Source organism: Rheinheimera sp. D18 (genome assembly GCF_004345025.1).
In the GTDB taxonomy this organism is placed as follows: Bacteria; Pseudomonadota; Gammaproteobacteria; order Enterobacterales; family Alteromonadaceae; genus Alishewanella; species Alishewanella metallidurans.
This window is the reverse complement of sequence record NZ_CP037745.1, coordinates 317,655-334,619: the sequence shown is the minus strand read 5'-3', so window position 1 is coordinate 334,619 and position 16,965 is coordinate 317,655. Positions and strand designations below refer to the sequence as shown.

Below are 16,965 nucleotides of genomic sequence, written 5' to 3'. Positions count from 1 at the left end.
TTATCTATTATGTCGCTGCTGTTTAATAAGTTCATAGGCAGACTGAATGTCCTGAGTTTTGCGTTTAGCAACATCTAACATTTCTGCAGGTACCCCTTTGGCCATCAACTTGTCAGGATGATGCTGAATCATCAATTTACGGTATGCTTTCTTTAATACGCTATCGCTAACATCCGCGGATACACCCAATAGCTGATAGGCATCTGCCAACGTATCTTTCGCGGTTTGGCCACGGCTAAAATTAGTACGTGAAGAAAAACGGCTTTGTGCCTGATGTGCCTGCAATAATCGCTCTAACTGCGCAGCACTGTAGTTAAGGTAACCCGCAACCTGTTGCAGTAAGCCATATTGGCTGGCCGTCATATTACCGTCAATACAAGCAATACTTAATTGAATTTCAAGAAATAACTGCAGCACATCCTTATGTCGTCGATAAGCATAATAAAACTGCTGTAGCTGTTGCCTTAGCGGAAAACTTGCCGCTTTACCATCACGAAACGCAGCTTGAGCCTCTTTTTGTTGAAGGTTATTTAAACCTAACTGGTTCATATAGGCGGTTGCATGTTGAATATGCACCGAGGTTACCGTACCTGTGGCCTTAGCAATGTGCCCCATTGTAGAAAATGTAGTGTAATGAAATAATCCTTGTTCATCAGCACTGTCTCTAAATAAACCGCTAAAGCCGCCACCTTGCTCAAACTGCTGCCGAAACGCCTTATCAAACCAGTGCCCGAGCAAAAGGCCAATAATTAATCCTGGTAGCCTCAGTAACGCCAAACCGAATAATGCACCAAGAATTTTACCCCACACATCACACCCTTATTTTTAAACCAACAACCAATACAAACGCAATAATAACGCCGCTACATGCCGCTAATACTATATCGGATTAGCAGGATTTCTAAAATTGATTTATCATAGCAAGCTCGCAATACAATGACGCTATTTAAATACAAGTAAGGCAAGAGTAACTGCATGAAACATGGGTTAGCGGTGGTTTTTTTTCTATTGGTTTTCAAAACCTTATCTGTAGCGCATGCTGACACCGTTTCTTCTGAGGTATGTTATCTGCCAGTTGAGCAACCGAAAATTCTTGCCCAGTTAAATGCCGCCGACCCAACGATCAGTATTTCATCAGATAACGTTACCCTTACAGATAATCAGCAGGCGCATTTTATTGGCAATGTTGAAATAACCTATCGTGATACTTTGTTGTTAGCACCTCGAGCTAATTTTAGTAGCACCGCACAGAATATGACTGCTGATGGCGGTTTAACTTATTTCAATAAAGTACTGCAGGTCAGTGCCAGCCGTTTTACTGCCGACTTAGCGCACAACCAAGCTAGTTTAGACGACGCAAATTATCAATTTGCCGCCCAGGCTGGCCGAGGTTATGCAAAACAATTAACCGCATCTGAAGACCAGCTAGTACTTGAGCAGGCTTTATTTACTACTTGTCCCAGCAACGATAATAGTTGGGCACTACACGCCAAAGAAATTAACATTGAAGCTGATGAAGGCTGGGGGGAAGCTCACCACGCCATATTTAGAATTAAAGATATTCCTGTTTTATATCTGCCCTATATTACATTTCCAGTAAACGAACAGCGACGTAGCGGCCTATTATTGCCGAAGATTGGCAGCTCACAAAAATTAGGCGTTGATTTTGAACTGCCATATTATCTAAATTTGGCACCTAATTATGACCTAACGTTAACACCGCGCTACATGAGTAAACGCGGCGCACAGCTAAAATCTGAGTTTCGTTACCTAACTGAAGCCCATCAAGGCAGTTTGCAACTTGAGTACTTGAACTCTGACAACGAGAAAGATAATGATTTTGGCGCGCGTTATCTTAGCCACTTTAGCCACTTAAGTGATCTAACGCCAAGGCTCCGGGCTTTTATTGATGTTACCGACGTAAGTGATGATGCTTATATTAGTGAGCTGGGCTCAGATTATAGCAACCAAAGTGACACACAACTTTTACGCGAAGCAGCATTAAACTATTACGGCGAACAAGTACATTCGCAGCTTAGAGTACAAAGCTTCGAGATCTTGGGTAATTACAACAAGGCTTACAGCTCATTACCAGAGCTAAGTCTCACCTCGGCAAAACCAGTAGCCCTGTTTCCTGGTATTAATTTTGCTTGGCAAGCGCAGTATGCGCATTTTTACAATGACGAAGCTGCCATAGATCGTGCTAATCGTCTGCACCTTGAACCTAGTATCAGCCTACCCTTTGTGACTCCGGCATTCGAGTTTACTGCCGAAGCGAGTCTGCTTTATACCTATTATCAGCAGCATACTAGCGACAATAGCTTAGAGATTGATCCATCAGTGACACGTACAGTACCTAAAATTCGTTTACACTCTCGATTAAATTTTGAGCGTGAATATGATTGGTTTGGTGCACCGGCCTTACAAACATTCGAGCCACAAATTCAATATCTATATATTCCGTATCGTGAACAAAGCCCGATTGGCTTGTACGATACCACCCGCTTGCAAGACGATTATTATGGCCTGTTTCGTATCAACCGGTATTCTGGTTTAGATCGAATTAACGAAGCCAACCAGCTAACTGTTGGCTGGACCAGCCGATTTTATGATAATGTTGATAACGAGTTATTTCGCTTTAGTTTAGGCCAAATCTTCTTTTTAAAACAACCGAGCATGTCCGCAGACCTGCTGGAAGATTTTAGCTCATCTGAATCTATGCTGGCAGCAGAGCTTATTTGGCATTGGTATCGTAAATGGTACTTTAGCTCAGCAGTACAGTATGATGTTGATAGCAACGAAGTGATGAAAAGCAGTGCGTCGCTAGACTACCGAGCAAGTGATAAAAGTCTTTTCCAGTTGAACCATAGGTTCAGCCGTGCAGTCTCAGGAGTGGAAATTCGACAACTCGGTGTGCTTGGCACGATGCCAGTAACCGATAACTGGCAGCTGGTCGGTAGTTACTATCGTGATCTGACAAATCGTCGTATGATAGATCTGAGCTTTGGTATGCAGTATGAATCCTGTTGCTGGGCCGTGCGACTGGTTGCAAAGCGGCAGGTTATGACCGATCTTAATCTGCCAGTTGGTAATTTTGCCCAAGCAAGCCAACTGGACAGTAGTGTAGGCATACAGTTTGTTCTCAAAGGTTTTGGCGACAGCGCCGGTTTTGGTGTGACAGATATGCTTTCAAACGGCATTTTTAATTATCGCCGACCGTACTTACTAACTAATTGATGTAGGAATTTATGAAGTTATTTCGACTTATCACTGCAACACTGCTGTGTTGTGTCAGTATTAGCAGTTTCGCTACTGAACGTGAAATAGACAGCGTTGCCGCCATAGTGGATAACAGTGTGGTGTTAGAAAGTGATATTGCAGACATTGTTGAGCGGGTTAAACGCAATGCCGCCGCACAAAACCAAACGTTACCGTCTGACGCTGCTCTGCGCACTCAGGCAACCGAACGTTTAATTCTTACCAGCTTACAATTGCAAATGGCTCAGCGTATGGGCATGCAAATAAGTGATGCACAGTTGGACGATACTATCCGTAATATCGCCCAAAATGAAAAGTTATCGTTAGATGCTTTTCGTCAACAAGTTATTAACGAAGAAGGTAATTACGAGCGGTTTCGTGAGCGGCTTCGCGATGAAATGATTACCGGCGAAGTGGTGCGTGCTAACGTGCAACGGCGTATTTATATTAGCCCTCAAGAAATCGATAGCTTAATAAAGCTGATGGAAGATCAGGGCGCGAGTAACGAGCAGTACAATATCGGTCATATTCTTATTGCTATTCCAAGCCAAGCAACCGCAGAAGATATTACTGAGACCAAAGATCGTGCAGATAAAGTTATGCAACTTTTACGCGACGGCAGTGACTTTAAGCGCATTGCAATAGCATCGTCTTCAGGTTCTAACGCCCTCGAAGGTGGTGACCTTGGTTGGATGAATATTAACGAAATGCCAACCTTGTTCTCTGAAGCTATTCGCGGCCGTAAAAAAACTGATATTATTGGGCCACTGCGTTCTGGTGCTGGTTTTCACATCCTCACAATTTTTGATATTCGCGGTGAAAACGTAGCCGACATCAACGAAATAAAATCTCGTCATATACTTATTAAGCCGTCAATTATCGTTAGCGAAGACCGTGCCCGCAGCATGTTGGCAGAGTTTGCCGCAAAAGTTCGCTCTGGCGAGGCAGATTTTGCAGAGTTAGCAAAGCAGCACTCTGAAGACCCGGGTTCTAAATTAAACGGCGGTGATTTAGGCTGGAGTGAGCCCAGTATTTTTGTACCAGCATTTCGAGACACTCTAAACAGATTAGCAATAAATGAGATTAGTGAGCCATTTCGCACTGAACATGGTTGGCATATCGCCCAAGTATTAGATAAACGCACCGTAGACGCTACAGCTGATAAAAAGCGCGAACAAGTGTACCGAATGATTTTTAATCGCCGCTACAACGAAGAAGCGAGTAACTGGCTACGCGAATTACGTGCTGAAGCGCATATTGAAGTCATGTCGGAGAAATAAATGACACTACGCATTGGCATTACTCCGGGAGAACCTGCAGGCATAGGCCCTGATCTGGTAATAAAACTGGCGCAGCAAGATTGGCCGGTTGAACTGGTGGTTTGTGCCAATGCCGAACTTTTAATTGAGCGCGCTGCGCAGCTACAACTGCCGTTACGGTTGCTACCTTACAATGCAACAATCAGCCCTAAAGCACAGCAAGCAGGTAGCCTAACGATAGTTGATTTCGCACTAGAAGAACCAGTGATCACTGGGCAGCTTAATGCGGCCAACGGTGGCTACGTCATACAAACCCTAACCTTTGCCGGCGAAAAAGCTATAAGTGGTGAATTTGACGCTATTGTCACTGGCCCAGTACACAAAGGTATTATCAATAAGGCGGGAATTCCCTTTAGCGGCCATACTGAATTCTTCGCGTTACAGTCTAATACCCCCTATGTTGTAATGATGTTGGCTACAGAAGGACTACGAGTAGCTTTGGCAACAACCCATATTCCTCTAGCTTATGTGGCCAAAGCTATTACCGCTGAACGCCTAACCAAGGTTATTGGTATTTTGCATCATGATTTACAACAGAAATTTGCTATAGCGCAACCAAAAATTTATGTTTGCGGTTTAAACCCACATGCGGGTGAAGATGGCCATCTTGGCCGTGAAGAACTCGATATTATTATTCCTACCCTAGATAAGCTGCGCGCGACAGGTATGAATTTAATTGGTCCTCTACCCGCCGATACCTTGTTTCAACCCAAATACTTGAACGACGCCGACGCCGTACTTGCTATGTACCATGATCAAGGCTTACCCGTACTAAAACACATGGGTTTTGGTCGTTCAGTAAATATTAGTTTAGGCCTGCCCTTACTAAGAACGTCTGTAGATCATGGTACTGCTCTGGACTTAGCGGGGACAGGCAAAGCCGACGCCGGTAGCTTATTTCATGCTGTGAACCAAGCAATTATAATGGCCACTAAAACGATGACGATAAATGACTGATAACGTACACCAAGGGCACCGCGCCCGTAAGCGCTTTGGCCAAAACTTTTTACATGACCCTCAGGTTATAGGCCGTATTGTTAAAGCCATAGCGCCTAAACCTAACGATGTTTTAGTTGAAATTGGCCCAGGCCTTGGCGCGCTAACAGAGCCTGTCGCCGAAATAGCTAGGCACTTAACTGTAGTTGAACTGGATAGAGATTTAGCCGAGCGGTTACAACAACACCCACAATTAGCAGACAAACTGACGATTTACCAAGCTGACGCAATGAAGTTTGATTTCACCAGCTTGGTAAAAAATGGCCAAAAAATGAAAGTGTTTGGCAATCTGCCTTACAATATCTCCACTCCTTTATTGTTCCACCTTTTTCAATATGCTGATTTAATTGAAAATATGCATTTTATGTTACAAAAGGAAGTTGTGCAGCGCATGACCGCCACTCATGGTAGTAAAGCTTTTGGGCGCTTAAGTGTAATGACACAGTACTACTGTGAGGCTATCCCCGTAGTTCAAGTCGGCCCCGGCGCCTTTAAACCTGCGCCAAAAGTAGATTCTGCAGTCGTACGCTTAATTCCTAGGGCCATTGCAAGCCGAGCTCCAGTGGCGGCAGAAGTATTAAACCGTGTTTGCCTAGAAGCGTTTAATCAACGCCGTAAAACACTGCGCAATTGTTTTAGCAACTTTGCGACGGCGGAGCAGATAGAGCAGCTTGGCTTAAACCCCGGATTACGACCTGAACAACTAAGCGTGAATGATTTTATACACATTGCACAATGGCTGCAGCAACAAGAGTCTGGTTTATGACGTCTCATTTTAATGTGCCAGTAGAAGTAGAAACATTATATATTGCTGCGCAATCTGATCCGGCAGCAGAGCGTTTTGTTTTTGCCTACACAATTACCATTCGTAATCATAGCGACCAGCCTCTTCAGCTGTTGCGCCGCTACTGGCTTATTACCGATGCCAATGGCAAGCAAACTGAAGTAGAAGGCGACGGCGTTGTTGGTGAACAACCTAACTTAGCACCAGGTAGCAGCTACCGTTATACCAGCGGCGCAATACTAGAAACACCGGTTGGCACCATGCAAGGGCATTATGAAATGGCCACCGAACAAATGGAGCGGTTTCATGCCGCCATACCCTTGTTTAGACTAGCCATGCCTAATATTCTTAATTAATGGCTACCTACGTCATTGGCGATTTGCAAGGTTGCTATGATGCCCTTCAACGGTTGCTACAGCATATTAATTACCAGCCACAGCAAGATAAACTTTGGTTTTGTGGTGATTTAGTAGCAAGAGGTCCGCAATCCTTAGAATGTCTACAGTTTGTTAAAAGTCTCGGCAGCTCTGCTGTTACTGTATTAGGCAATCATGATCTCCATCTAATTGCTTGTTACTATGGTGTCGGTGAAGTAAAAGCACAGGACTTACTCCAGCCAGTATTTGCTAGCCCAGAACTGGACGATCTGATTCACTGGCTATGCCAACAGCCGCTGCTTCACATCAGTGAAGATCAGCGTTATATGCTAGTGCATGCCGGCTTATCACCGCAATGGTCAGTTAAACAGGCCATTGAAATGACACAGGAAGTACAGCATCAACTTCGTACTGCACCTTTGCTTCTATTGCAGCATATGTATGGAAATAAACCTAATAGCCTTGCAGATATCACAACGGAGCAAGAGCGTTGGCGATTCACTATTAATAGCTGCACCCGAATGCGTTTTTGCCGACCCAACGGTTCGTTACAGTTAAAAGAAAAGGGCCATCCGCGAAATCAGTTAAAGTTAATACCTTGGTATGAATTCTGGCGCAGTAAACTGCAACCTGAGCTATTTTTTGGCCACTGGGCGTCGTTAAATGGTTATAGTCCCGTTACTAATATACATGCACTGGATACTGGCTGTGTTTGGGGAAATACTCTCACCGCATATTGTATTGAAACCCAACAACGTTATAGTGTCGTAGGTTTTAAACCGACACAGTATAATTAATTGCGTTGTGCAAACTTGTTCAGCTTAGCATCTTAAATTAAGGTGCATTACTAATGCAAAAAGTGGGAGTTGTTATGAAGTTAACCGTTGCATTAAAAGTTAAAGGCGGATTTGGTATTATCTCGCTACTGCTATTACTTATTGGTATAACTGCTTACGGCAGTTTAAGCAGTATCAGTACCTCAACCGCTGAAGTAAATAAAGTATCTATCCCTGCATTAGAGAACAGTGCCGCAATGCAAAGTGAGTTTGTAGTAATGAGCAAACTTAACTTACAAGCCTTTAACGCCACTACACTATCTGAAATTGAGCAGCTACGGCGCCAATTTGATGCCGAACAAGAACGCTATCAGCAAGCGGCTAAACGACTAGCAACAGCAGTGCAAGATGAAGCAACACTGAAATCAGCCGCAGCTGCAGTCAATGAGTCATATAGCAACTTTACGCCAGCAGCAACACGTTTATTTGAGCAACTAAATAATAGCCTTCGCTTACGTGATGACATTGATAATAAGTTGGTAGACTTAGAAACACACGCCGATGATATGGCTTCACTTATTCTAGATTTCACCGACACCCGGGATGTACAAAAACGTTTTCCTCGCTCTTATCAAGCCGCTACCAGTATTGAAACCGGTATTAATACCCTGATCAGTAACGTAGTTGATTTAAACCGTACGGCATCTGATGCCACCGCGAATACCATCAACAATGAAATTGCTTTTCGTTTAAAAGAATTAAATGAGCAATTTGCAGTAATACAAACCGAGACTAACGGTAAGGTTAATCTAGTAAATGAATTACAAGAAAAAATAAGCCAAATAAACACACTATTAAATGAAAATAATGGCATCCCCAATATTAAGCTTAAGCGTTTGCAAAGCACTGCCGATGCAACCGCTTTACTGGCCTCTGCTGAAGAGCAAGCCACCAATGGTATGGCAAGCCTTGCTCGGCTATTAAATCAAGCCAGTAAAGCTGCAGAAATGATTCAAAACGATTCTGCCACTGGCGTATCAAATGCTATTACTACTATATTCATAGTGGTACTACTTTCAATTATATTTTCTATTATTATTGCTACATTAACGGTGCGCAGCATTTCAATACCGTTGACCAAAGTTAACCAGATTTTAAGCGTGGTGGCATCGGGCGATATGACACAAAAACTCGATGATAGCGCACAAGACGAGTTTGGTGACTTAGCACGTAACTGCAATACCGTAATTGGCAATTTGCAACAGCTAATACAAGGTATTATTTCTCGCTCAACTCAGCTTGCTGCAGCATCAGAGCAGACATCAGCCATTACCGTGCAAACAACTCAAGCCATTCGCGAACAGAAATCTCAGGTTACCCAAGCGGCAACTGCAACCACCGAAATGAGCAGTACCTCTCAAGGCGTGCTGCAAAGTTCTAACGACGCATTGGCTGAAATTAAAAATGCCGACAACGAAGCTGAACGTGTTAGAGGTATTTCTCTTGAGAACAAAGCAATTATTATTCAACTATCACGCGAAGTTGACCAAGCCTCAGTGGTGATCAATAAACTGCATAAAGATAGTGCATCAATTGGTAGCATTTTAGACGTTATTCGTGGCATAGCAGAGCAAACTAACTTACTGGCATTAAACGCAGCAATTGAAGCTGCGCGCGCAGGCGAACAAGGCCGAGGCTTTGCGGTAGTTGCAGATGAAGTCCGTTCATTAGCCAGTAAAACTCAGGCCTCTACCCAAGAAATTCAAGCAATGATCCAAGTATTGCAAAGTGGCGCTCAGGCGGCAGTAGAAGCAATGAATAAAGGTAAAAAACAAGCAGAAGAGTGCGTAGATAAAACTGAAGTAGCAACGTTGGCACTTGACTCAATTACTCAAGCGGTACATTTAGCCCACGATATGAGTGAGCAAATATCTGATGCTGCTAAAGAGCAAAACCATGTATCGCATGAGATCAGTAAACTATTGGAATCTATTGTATCTATCGCTGAAGAAACTGCATCAGGCGCAGAACAAACCTCTGAATCTAGTCATGAAGTAGCACGTTTAGCAGAAGAGCTGCGCGTATCAGTTGAGCAATTTAAAGTATAATGTAATTTGTAACAGCAATAAAAAACCGCGAATACGCGGTTTTTTTATTGCTCAGTTAAAATGAGGTTGTCAGTAATATAAACGTCTAACTTAATCACCTTCACCGGCGCGAGCTTTTAATACCGCTAACAATGGCGACGCAGAATACCCATTGGCTTCGGCCCAAGCTATATCTCCAGCGTTTGCGATAGCCGTACCTGGTAACTGCTTAGCAATAAACTCACCAACGTCTACTGCGTTACTTTTAAACGCATGACGCAGCAAGCTATCGCCATTGCACAGCACACCATCATAAATATTGCGTAGCCGCAGTCGATAATCACTCAGTACCTTACGTAAACGGTTTTTATCATCTGCAGTTACATAGTCACACATTGACACAGCTAACTGATCATCGGCTACTGCAACCGGTGCAATTAATAACGACAGTGTTACCGCAGCACCACAAACTATAGTTGGCAATAATCTCATTCACTACTCCTCGCTGAACATCACATGAATTATATTAACAACATGTTTGTGCTGGTGCAAATTAAGCCAAAATCAAATTACTCGTTGTAACGTAACAAAACGACATGCATAAGGGTTAGCAGAATCAGCAGGCTGCTCATATTCATCTATTACTTGCCAAGCCCCTGCACTACTCGATTGATAATCCGGAAAAAATGCATCGCCGCTTACATTTAAATCAATCTTAGTCAGGTATAAAATCTGTGCTACTGGTAAGCATTGCTTATAAATTTCGGCACCACCGATAACCACTACCTCAGCTTGCCCTGCTAATAATTCGAACGCTTGCGCCAAACTGGTTACCCACTCGGCGCCACGATTATCCAATGGCGCAGTACGGCTGATGACAACGTTTCGTCGACCTGGCAAGGGCTTACCTATAGATTCAAAAGTTTTCCGCCCCATTACCACAGGCTTACCTAGAGTAAGGCGCTTAAAATGCTTTAAATCTGCGGGCAGATGCCACGGCATTTGGTTATCTTTACCAATTACCCGGTTGTCTGCCATAGCTGCTATCATCGAAATTATCATTTACAGATACCTTAACGTTGATAAATTACTTCTACATCGTAGTCGTCTTCATCAAAGTCATCATCGTCGTCGTCTTCATCTTCGGCAACAGGCTGAATATCAACTGGACTATCATCCCATTTAAATGTTACAGGATCAGCTATTGGGTCTGCTGGCTCTTCTACAGGTAATAGTTCTATATAATTAAGAATATCTGCAGCTAGCCTATCGGTGTTTGTCCGCCCTGCGGCAGCAATTTTAAATACTGGCCCGTCCCACTCAAGCGCAGACGTCACCTTGGCAATAATTTCTTCTAGCTCATCAGCCATCACGAGATCAAGTTTATTAAAAACTAACCAACGCGGTTTTCCGGCTAACTTTTGACTATATTTTGCCAACTCATGCACTATTGTAACTGCATTTTCTGCAGGATCTGAACCATCCGCAGGTAGTACGTCAACTACATGTAACAATAAACGGCATCTTTCGAGATGTTTTAAAAACTGTATACCTAAACCTGCGCCCTCAGCCGCACCTTCAATTAAACCAGGTATGTCAGCGATAACGAAAGAACGGTGCGCTTCAACACGAACCACACCCAAATTAGGCACCAAAGTAGTAAACGGGTAATCAGCAACTTTGGGTTTTGCCGATGAGACAGCGCGAATAAGTGTCGATTTACCAGCATTAGGTAAACCGAGCAAGCCTACATCAGCTAATAACAATAATTCTAAACGTAAATTACGAATTTCACCGGGCGTACCATTGGTTTTTTTCCGCGGCGCTCGGTTAGTACTGCTAGCAAAACGGGTATTACCCAAACCATGCCAACCACCTTTTGCCACCAACAGGCGTTGACCAATATGGGTTAAATCACCTAATATTTCGTCGGTATCAACGTCTACTGCGCGAGTACCTACAGGTACACGTAAGGTTAAATCTTTGCCGCGCTTCCCCGTACAGTTAACACTAGCGCCATTTTCACCGCGCTCGGCGCGATGAAATTTTTCAAATTGAAAATCAACTAGGGTATTCAGGTTCTCGTCTGCAACCAGATAGACATCGCCGCCGTCGCCGCCGTCGCCGCCGTTAGGACCACCCTTTGATACAAATTTTTCACGTAAAAAACTGATAATGCCATTGCCACCATCACCGGCTTCAACTCGAATTATCGCTTCATCTACAAACTTCATTGGGTGCGTCCTGATTAATCAGTTTAATTCTAGCCAATTGCTAACTAGAACAAGTATAACTTAGGTTATTAAAACATGCCGAAAAACACATTTCGACACCTATATCACAGTTTATTTAATAAAAAACCCCGCACGAGGCGGGGTTTCTTTGAAGATTTTCAGCTTATTCGCTGACGATGCTCACAAACTTGCGATTGTGCTCACCTTTAACTTCAAATTTCACTTTACCTTCGGTTAAAGCGAATAAAGTATGGTCTTTACCGATACCAACGTTAGTGCCAGCGTGGAATTTAGTACCACGTTGACGCACGATGATGCTACCAGCTAATACAGACTCACCGCCAAAACGTTTAACACCTAAGCGTTTAGCTTCTGAATCACGACCGTTACGAGTGCTACCTACACCTTTTTTGCTTGCCATGTGTCGATACTCCTGTTACGCGCTGATACTGGTAATTTTCACTTCAGTAAACCACTGACGGTGGCCCATCTGATTACGTGAATGCTTACGACGACGGAATTTAACGATTTTAATTTTATCGCCACGGCCATGAGTGACCACTTCCGCTACTACTTTACCACCTTCAACTAAAGGTGCACCGATGCTGATTTGTTCGCCATTAGCGACCATCATTGGTGTAAATTCGATTGTTGCGCCGGTTTCTAAGTCTAATTTTTCAAGACGTAGAGTCTGACCTTCCGTCACACGGTGCTGTTTGCCACCACTTTGGAAAACCGCGTACATAGTTAACTCCGTACAAAGCACGCCATCGCTTTTTTAAGGGGCGTGTTAATTCAATTCACAGGGCGCGAATTGTACGCAATTTCCTATACCCCCGCAAGTAGTAATATAAAAAAGATCACTGATGTTAGAAAAGGATCTAGTTTTGAGTTGGGACTCTGTGCCTGATGGTGTAGAATTGCAGCCATTCTTTGGCTTAAGCAGTTGTTTTTCATGACGCTCGAACAGATCCAGCAGTTATCATCTGCCGATATGGCTGCGGTTAATAAACATATTTTTTCACAACTAAACTCCGATGTTGCCTTGATCAATCAATTAGGCATCTACATCGTTAATAGTGGTGGTAAACGCTTACGGCCATTACTTGCGGTATTAGCGGCTAGAGCTCTTGGCTATGAAGGCAGCGCCCACATTACCGTTGCGGCCATTATTGAGTTTATTCATACCTCAACTTTACTGCATGACGATGTCGTAGATGAATCTACGCTGCGAAGAGGTAAACAAACAGCTAACGCAGTGTTTGGTAACCAAGCTAGCGTACTAGTTGGTGACTTTCTGTATAGCCGTTCATTCCAAATGATGGTGTCATTAAATGACATGCGTATTATGCATGTGCTAGCTGACGCAACTAACATCATCGCTGAAGGCGAAGTGCTACAGCTGATGAACGTTAACGATCCAGATACCACTGAACAAAGCTATATGCAGGTTATTTACTGCAAAACAGCAAAACTGTTTGAAGCTGCTACGCAATTAGCCGCCATTATTACACAGCAACCTGAAGCTGTAGTGAACAGTATGAAATTATACGGTATGCACCTTGGTACTGCTTTTCAGTTAATTGATGACGTTTTAGATTATCAAGCTGACGCCTTAGAGCTAGGTAAAAATATCGGTGATGATCTAGCTGAAGGCAAACCTACCTTACCGCTTATTCATGCACTAAAACACGGCACGGCACAGCAAAAAGCGCTAATTAGTGAAGCGATAGAGCAAGGTAATGGCATGCTGCATCTTGATGCCATTATGACAGCACTGCACGACACCAAAGCGTTTCACTACACGCGCAACCTTGCTGAACAAGAAGCAGAGAAAGCGCGTCAAGCGCTGGCAACGCTGCCGGAATCTGCTTACAAACAAGCTCTACTGGCACTAGCCGATATTGCCGTATCCAGAACGCACTAATCGCAGTTAAGTGTATATAATAGAAAAGGCGCATCAGCGCCTTTTTTTATGCAAAAACCAACTTAATTATTTTTTACATATTCTTCGCCAAGCGTAATATCTGCTTGCAAGGTACCTAGCATATCGTTCATCGCTTTTTGCTCAAAAGCACTTAATGTGCCTATCGGCAACAACGCTTCCACACCATTTTTACCTAAGGTTATTGGCTGAGCAAAGAAACGAGCGTGTTCGCCGTTGCCTTCAACATAAGCATACTCAGTTACTTTTTCGCCTTGTAAACCTTTCACTAAAGATAGACAAAAACGCGCTGCAGCTTGGCCCATTGATAACGTCGCTGAACCGCCACCCGCTTTAGCTTCTACCACTTCAGTACCGGCATTTTGAATACGATGCGTTAATGACGCAACTTCGTCATCGCTAAAGCTTACGCCTGCAACCTGAGATAACAGAGGTAAAATAGTAGTACCGCTATGGCCACCAATTACTGGCACAGCTATTTCAGTTGGGTTTTTAGCTTTTAACTCACCAACAAAGGTTTCAGCACGAATAACATCAAGCGTGGTTACACCAAATAAGCGACGCGCATCATAAGTACCCGCTTTTTTAAATACATCAGCAGCAATTGCTACCGTAGTATTTACTGGGTTGGTAATTACACCCACTAGTGCTTTAGGGCATTGCTGTACAATAGCTTCAGCAAGCGTTTTTACTACACCGGCGTTAATATTAAATAAATCTGAACGGTCCATGCCAGGCTTACGTGGCATACCAGCAGGGATCATAACAATATCTGCACCGGCTAACGCCGTGTTTAAATCTTCTTTACCATAACCAGTTACTTTAACCGCGGTAGGGATATGACTTAAATCAACCGCAACACCCGGTGTTACTGGCGCTAGATCGTACAATGCGAGATCTGTACCTGCTGGCAAGTCTAGCTTCAGTAATAATGATAATGCCTGACCAATACCACCGGCGGCACCTAAAACGGCTACTTTCATGATTATTTCCCTCGATAACGATTGAATGAAAAACGCGCCAACAATACTGAAACCGCGTAAAAAACACAAATAGCTTAAGCTTAAAGTTTAGGCATTTTAGCGAATTTTAATCTAGTTTACTTCACAAAGTGTCGCCAGCGACGAACTTTGTTAAGATAGTGGCAATAAATTACAAAAATGAGCACGGTATGACTAAACAAGCTAAGCAAGAAGCGTTAATTCAGGCTTTTAAATCAATATTAAAAACTGAAAGCTTTGGTTCTCAAGGTGAAATTGTTGACGCGTTAAAAAACGATGGCTTTGACAATATTAGCCAGTCAAAAGTATCACGCATGTTAAGTAAATACGGTGCCGTTCGCACGCGTAACGCCAGACAAGATATGGTTTACACCCTGCCATCAGAATTAGGCGTACCAACCACTAAAAGCCCATTGCGACAGCTAGTATTAGATATTGAGCATAACGACGTGATGATCATTATTCGTACTAGCCCTGGTGCAGCACAGCTTATTGCACGATTACTTGACTCGGTAGGCAAAGCGGAAGGCGTACTGGGAACTATCGCGGGTGATGATACGATTTTCATTGCTCCTATAAGCGTAAAAAATATAGATTTTACGCTTACTAAGGTTACTGAATTATTTGAGAAAGTGTAATTAAAGCTTAAATTTAATCTGTGGCTGATAACTCAAGAAAACTGATAGAGGGTGCGAAGAACGCTGCACTCAATTCAATATGATGATAAGCCAGCAGTAAGTCTGCCCCCACCGCATGCTCTGCTATACCTAAACGTTGATATAGTTGCTCATTCAATGCTTCAGGACTAGCGGCAAAACTCATTTGAATTAAGCCCTGACGTTTTAGCTGATAAAACGGCATATTTTGTTGTAGTACCATGGTATTTTGTTCGCCGTGTTTTTGCATAACGGCAAAATGGCTATCTGCAAGCAACAATTCTGCCGGTAAGGGCTTACCAGATACTTTATAACAGCCCATAATTTCTTCTTGGTCTACTACCGCTAATTGTTGCCATGCTTGCTGATCAAAACATAAATATTGTAGGTATAAATAACTACCTGCAGCAAAAACAGGTTGTTGCTCAGTATTTATTAACGCAACCGGCCGTCTAGTTCGTGTTCCAGGATTATAAGGTGCATCAATAAAACCAGTAAGGTTACGGCCATCTAAATAACGAAAACCTTGCAGCTGTTCTTGCACTTCAACGTGGCTTTGCAATAGCTGTAATACTTGCTGACAAGCAATAATATTAACATCAAGCCGGTCTGAACGAATTTGGATCAATAGATCTATAGGTACTGGCGCCATACCAATATCATTCGCATCTATCTCTGGAAAGGTTTTTAAGGCGGCGGGCCTGGCATCAGGATAAAGCACATCCCAATAATTACTGCCTACAGCAACCATGCCCGTTAACATCGCCTCAGAAAAATGCCCCGCCAAACGATCAAACAACTGCGAGATACGTGCTAACTTATAACGCAATACCTTTTCATGGCCCTCAAAAGCATTTAATAGCAGATAAGTACCATGTAAATTTGCTTCAGCACATATTCCCAACTGTTCTCTTGCCACATCTATTCCTTTAAATCACTAAGTCCAATTCTTCTGTAAGATAAAACAACCTTTAAGCCTGCCACTTTGTGAGATATATCTCACAAATGACTGAGTTTAAGCGCTATTCACATTAAGATGAAATAGCAGTAAACACCGTAACATAATGAAATTAAACAATTAAAAATTAAATTTCACAAATTACATTATTCTTACAGCAAGTTAATTCAAAAAAACCACTGCTTTAACAAAGCTGAAAAGTTGATAATAGCTTTGTCAACGGATAGACCCAACAGGATGTAGGGTACAGCTGCAGGATGCAGTAGATTGCTAGGATAGCACAAGGATGAATAACAGGACACGCTCAGGAAGAGTATGCTTTTTTCAGTTTCATCACTGGCGCTGGAAGTAGCGAGAAAGATAAAGGAACTCTTAGGATGAGAGCGCATTGTCAGGATGACGATGCTTAAGGATAGCAGGACAAGCAAGACGCTTTAGGAACACCCTAGGATGGGGCCAAGGAAGAGCTACTACGGACAGTATCGTCAGGATGACGAAAGAATATTAGAGAGGCCGCGCAGTTTGCGGCCAACTCCTTCAGCACACTAACTTCAATATTTTTCGGTAATTCACG

The 16,965-nt window shown here is 43.1% G+C and carries 17 protein-coding genes; 9 read left to right on the top strand and 8 right to left on the bottom strand.

The genetic code is table 11. The annotated features are described in order from the left end of the window. Positions 1 to 810, bottom strand: a complete 810-nt coding sequence (djlA, locus tag E0Z06_RS01665) for a co-chaperone DjlA (protein WP_132581310.1) — start codon at positions 808 to 810, stop codon at positions 1 to 3. A gap of 165 nt (positions 811 to 975) precedes the next feature. On the opposite strand from djlA, the gene lptD reads away from it, so the two are divergent. The 7 genes from lptD (at position 976) to E0Z06_RS01635 (ending at position 9,618) form a co-directional block, all read left to right on the top strand. Next, positions 976 to 3,237, top strand: a complete 2,262-nt coding sequence (lptD, locus tag E0Z06_RS01660; RefSeq protein WP_132581308.1) for an LPS assembly protein LptD — start codon at positions 976 to 978, stop codon at positions 3,235 to 3,237. An 11-nt stretch (positions 3,238 to 3,248) separates the two neighbouring features. Then, positions 3,249 to 4,538, top strand: coding sequence for a peptidylprolyl isomerase SurA (surA, locus tag E0Z06_RS15615; protein WP_207903120.1), 1,290 nt, complete (start codon positions 3,249 to 3,251; stop codon positions 4,536 to 4,538). Beyond that, positions 4,539 to 5,534: a 4-hydroxythreonine-4-phosphate dehydrogenase PdxA gene (gene pdxA, locus E0Z06_RS15610; RefSeq protein WP_207903119.1), complete on the top strand. Its 996-nt coding sequence runs from the start codon at positions 4,539 to 4,541 to the stop codon at positions 5,532 to 5,534. Continuing rightward, positions 5,527 to 6,339 carry a 16S rRNA (adenine(1518)-N(6)/adenine(1519)-N(6))-dimethyltransferase RsmA gene (gene rsmA, locus E0Z06_RS01650; protein ID WP_132581306.1) on the top strand — a complete coding sequence of 271 codons (813 nt, stop codon included), beginning with the start codon at positions 5,527 to 5,529 and terminating at the stop codon, positions 6,337 to 6,339. Before pdxA ends, rsmA begins: the two co-directional genes overlap by 8 nt. Continuing rightward, positions 6,336 to 6,713 (top strand): Co2+/Mg2+ efflux protein ApaG, encoded by a 378-nt coding sequence (gene apaG / locus E0Z06_RS01645; RefSeq protein ID WP_132581304.1) that lies wholly within the window; start codon positions 6,336 to 6,338, stop codon positions 6,711 to 6,713. The genes rsmA and apaG overlap by 4 nt, the downstream gene beginning before the upstream one ends. After that, positions 6,713 to 7,531: a symmetrical bis(5'-nucleosyl)-tetraphosphatase gene (locus E0Z06_RS01640; RefSeq protein ID WP_132581302.1), complete on the top strand. Its 819-nt coding sequence runs from the start codon at positions 6,713 to 6,715 to the stop codon at positions 7,529 to 7,531. Before apaG ends, E0Z06_RS01640 begins: the two co-directional genes overlap by 1 nt. Before the next feature lie 74 nt (positions 7,532 to 7,605). Next, entirely contained in the window at positions 7,606 to 9,618 is a 2,013-nt protein-coding gene (locus tag E0Z06_RS01635; RefSeq protein ID WP_132581300.1) for a methyl-accepting chemotaxis protein, read from the top strand. A 90-nt stretch (positions 9,619 to 9,708) separates the two neighbouring features. On the opposite strand, the gene E0Z06_RS01630 is transcribed toward E0Z06_RS01635, so the two are convergent. The 5 genes from E0Z06_RS01630 to rplU form a co-directional block, all read right to left on the bottom strand. Beyond that, entirely contained in the window at positions 9,709 to 10,089 is a 381-nt protein-coding gene (locus tag E0Z06_RS01630) for a DUF3718 domain-containing protein (RefSeq protein ID WP_132581298.1), read from the bottom strand. Between the two features lie 72 nt (positions 10,090 to 10,161). Next, positions 10,162 to 10,659: a type 3 dihydrofolate reductase gene (gene folA / locus E0Z06_RS01625; RefSeq protein WP_132581296.1), complete on the bottom strand. Its 498-nt coding sequence runs from the start codon at positions 10,657 to 10,659 to the stop codon at positions 10,162 to 10,164. A gap of 11 nt (positions 10,660 to 10,670) precedes the next feature. Then, a complete protein-coding gene (gene cgtA / locus E0Z06_RS01620) occupies positions 10,671 to 11,831 on the bottom strand; it encodes an Obg family GTPase CgtA (protein ID WP_132581294.1) in 1,161 nt (386 codons plus the stop codon). A 163-nt stretch (positions 11,832 to 11,994) separates the two neighbouring features. Continuing rightward, positions 11,995 to 12,252: a 50S ribosomal protein L27 gene (rpmA, locus tag E0Z06_RS01615; RefSeq protein ID WP_008220951.1), complete on the bottom strand. Its 258-nt coding sequence runs from the start codon at positions 12,250 to 12,252 to the stop codon at positions 11,995 to 11,997. A 15-nt stretch (positions 12,253 to 12,267) separates the two neighbouring features. Then, a complete protein-coding gene (gene rplU, locus E0Z06_RS01610; RefSeq protein ID WP_132581292.1) occupies positions 12,268 to 12,576 on the bottom strand; it encodes a 50S ribosomal protein L21 in 309 nt (102 codons plus the stop codon). Positions 12,577 to 12,786: 210 nt separating this feature from the next. Here rplU and ispB point away from each other — a divergent pair, with 210 nt between their 5' ends. Then, positions 12,787 to 13,758: an octaprenyl diphosphate synthase gene (ispB, locus tag E0Z06_RS01605; RefSeq protein WP_132581290.1), complete on the top strand. Its 972-nt coding sequence runs from the start codon at positions 12,787 to 12,789 to the stop codon at positions 13,756 to 13,758. A 62-nt stretch (positions 13,759 to 13,820) separates the two neighbouring features. Here ispB and mdh read toward each other — a convergent pair whose 3' ends face one another. After that, positions 13,821 to 14,759, bottom strand: coding sequence for a malate dehydrogenase (gene mdh, locus E0Z06_RS01600; RefSeq protein WP_132581288.1), 939 nt, complete (start codon positions 14,757 to 14,759; stop codon positions 13,821 to 13,823). A gap of 188 nt (positions 14,760 to 14,947) precedes the next feature. Between mdh and argR the strand changes: the two genes are divergently transcribed. Beyond that, positions 14,948 to 15,415: a transcriptional regulator ArgR gene (gene argR / locus E0Z06_RS01595; RefSeq protein WP_132581286.1), complete on the top strand. Its 468-nt coding sequence runs from the start codon at positions 14,948 to 14,950 to the stop codon at positions 15,413 to 15,415. 13 nt (positions 15,416 to 15,428) lie between these two features. Here argR and E0Z06_RS01590 read toward each other — a convergent pair whose 3' ends face one another. Then, on the bottom strand, positions 15,429 to 16,352 hold the full coding sequence (locus E0Z06_RS01590; protein WP_132581284.1) for a Dyp-type peroxidase: 924 nt from the start codon (positions 16,350 to 16,352) through the stop codon (positions 15,429 to 15,431). Positions 16,353 to 16,965 lie beyond the last annotated feature (613 nt).

Coding starts and splice junctions, on each gene's coding strand:
- lptD (WP_132581308.1), top strand. CDS start 976: ATGAAACATGGGTTAGCGGTGGTTTTTTTTCTATTGGTTTTCAAAACC.
- surA (WP_207903120.1), top strand. CDS start 3,249: ATGAAGTTATTTCGACTTATCACTGCAACACTGCTGTGTTGTGTCAGT.
- pdxA (WP_207903119.1), top strand. CDS start 4,539: ATGACACTACGCATTGGCATTACTCCGGGAGAACCTGCAGGCATAGGC.
- rsmA (WP_132581306.1), top strand. CDS start 5,527: ATGACTGATAACGTACACCAAGGGCACCGCGCCCGTAAGCGCTTTGGC.
- apaG (WP_132581304.1), top strand. CDS start 6,336: ATGACGTCTCATTTTAATGTGCCAGTAGAAGTAGAAACATTATATATT.
- E0Z06_RS01640 (WP_132581302.1), top strand. CDS start 6,713: ATGGCTACCTACGTCATTGGCGATTTGCAAGGTTGCTATGATGCCCTT.
- E0Z06_RS01635 (WP_132581300.1), top strand. CDS start 7,606: ATGAAGTTAACCGTTGCATTAAAAGTTAAAGGCGGATTTGGTATTATC.
- E0Z06_RS01630 (WP_132581298.1), bottom strand. CDS start 10,089: ATGAGATTATTGCCAACTATAGTTTGTGGTGCTGCGGTAACACTGTCG.
- folA (WP_132581296.1), bottom strand. CDS start 10,659: ATGATAATTTCGATGATAGCAGCTATGGCAGACAACCGGGTAATTGGT.
- cgtA (WP_132581294.1), bottom strand. CDS start 11,831: ATGAAGTTTGTAGATGAAGCGATAATTCGAGTTGAAGCCGGTGATGGT.
- rpmA (WP_008220951.1), bottom strand. CDS start 12,252: ATGGCAAGCAAAAAAGGTGTAGGTAGCACTCGTAACGGTCGTGATTCA.
- rplU (WP_132581292.1), bottom strand. CDS start 12,576: ATGTACGCGGTTTTCCAAAGTGGTGGCAAACAGCACCGTGTGACGGAA.
- ispB (WP_132581290.1), top strand. CDS start 12,787: ATGACGCTCGAACAGATCCAGCAGTTATCATCTGCCGATATGGCTGCG.
- mdh (WP_132581288.1), bottom strand. CDS start 14,759: ATGAAAGTAGCCGTTTTAGGTGCCGCCGGTGGTATTGGTCAGGCATTA.
- argR (WP_132581286.1), top strand. CDS start 14,948: ATGACTAAACAAGCTAAGCAAGAAGCGTTAATTCAGGCTTTTAAATCA.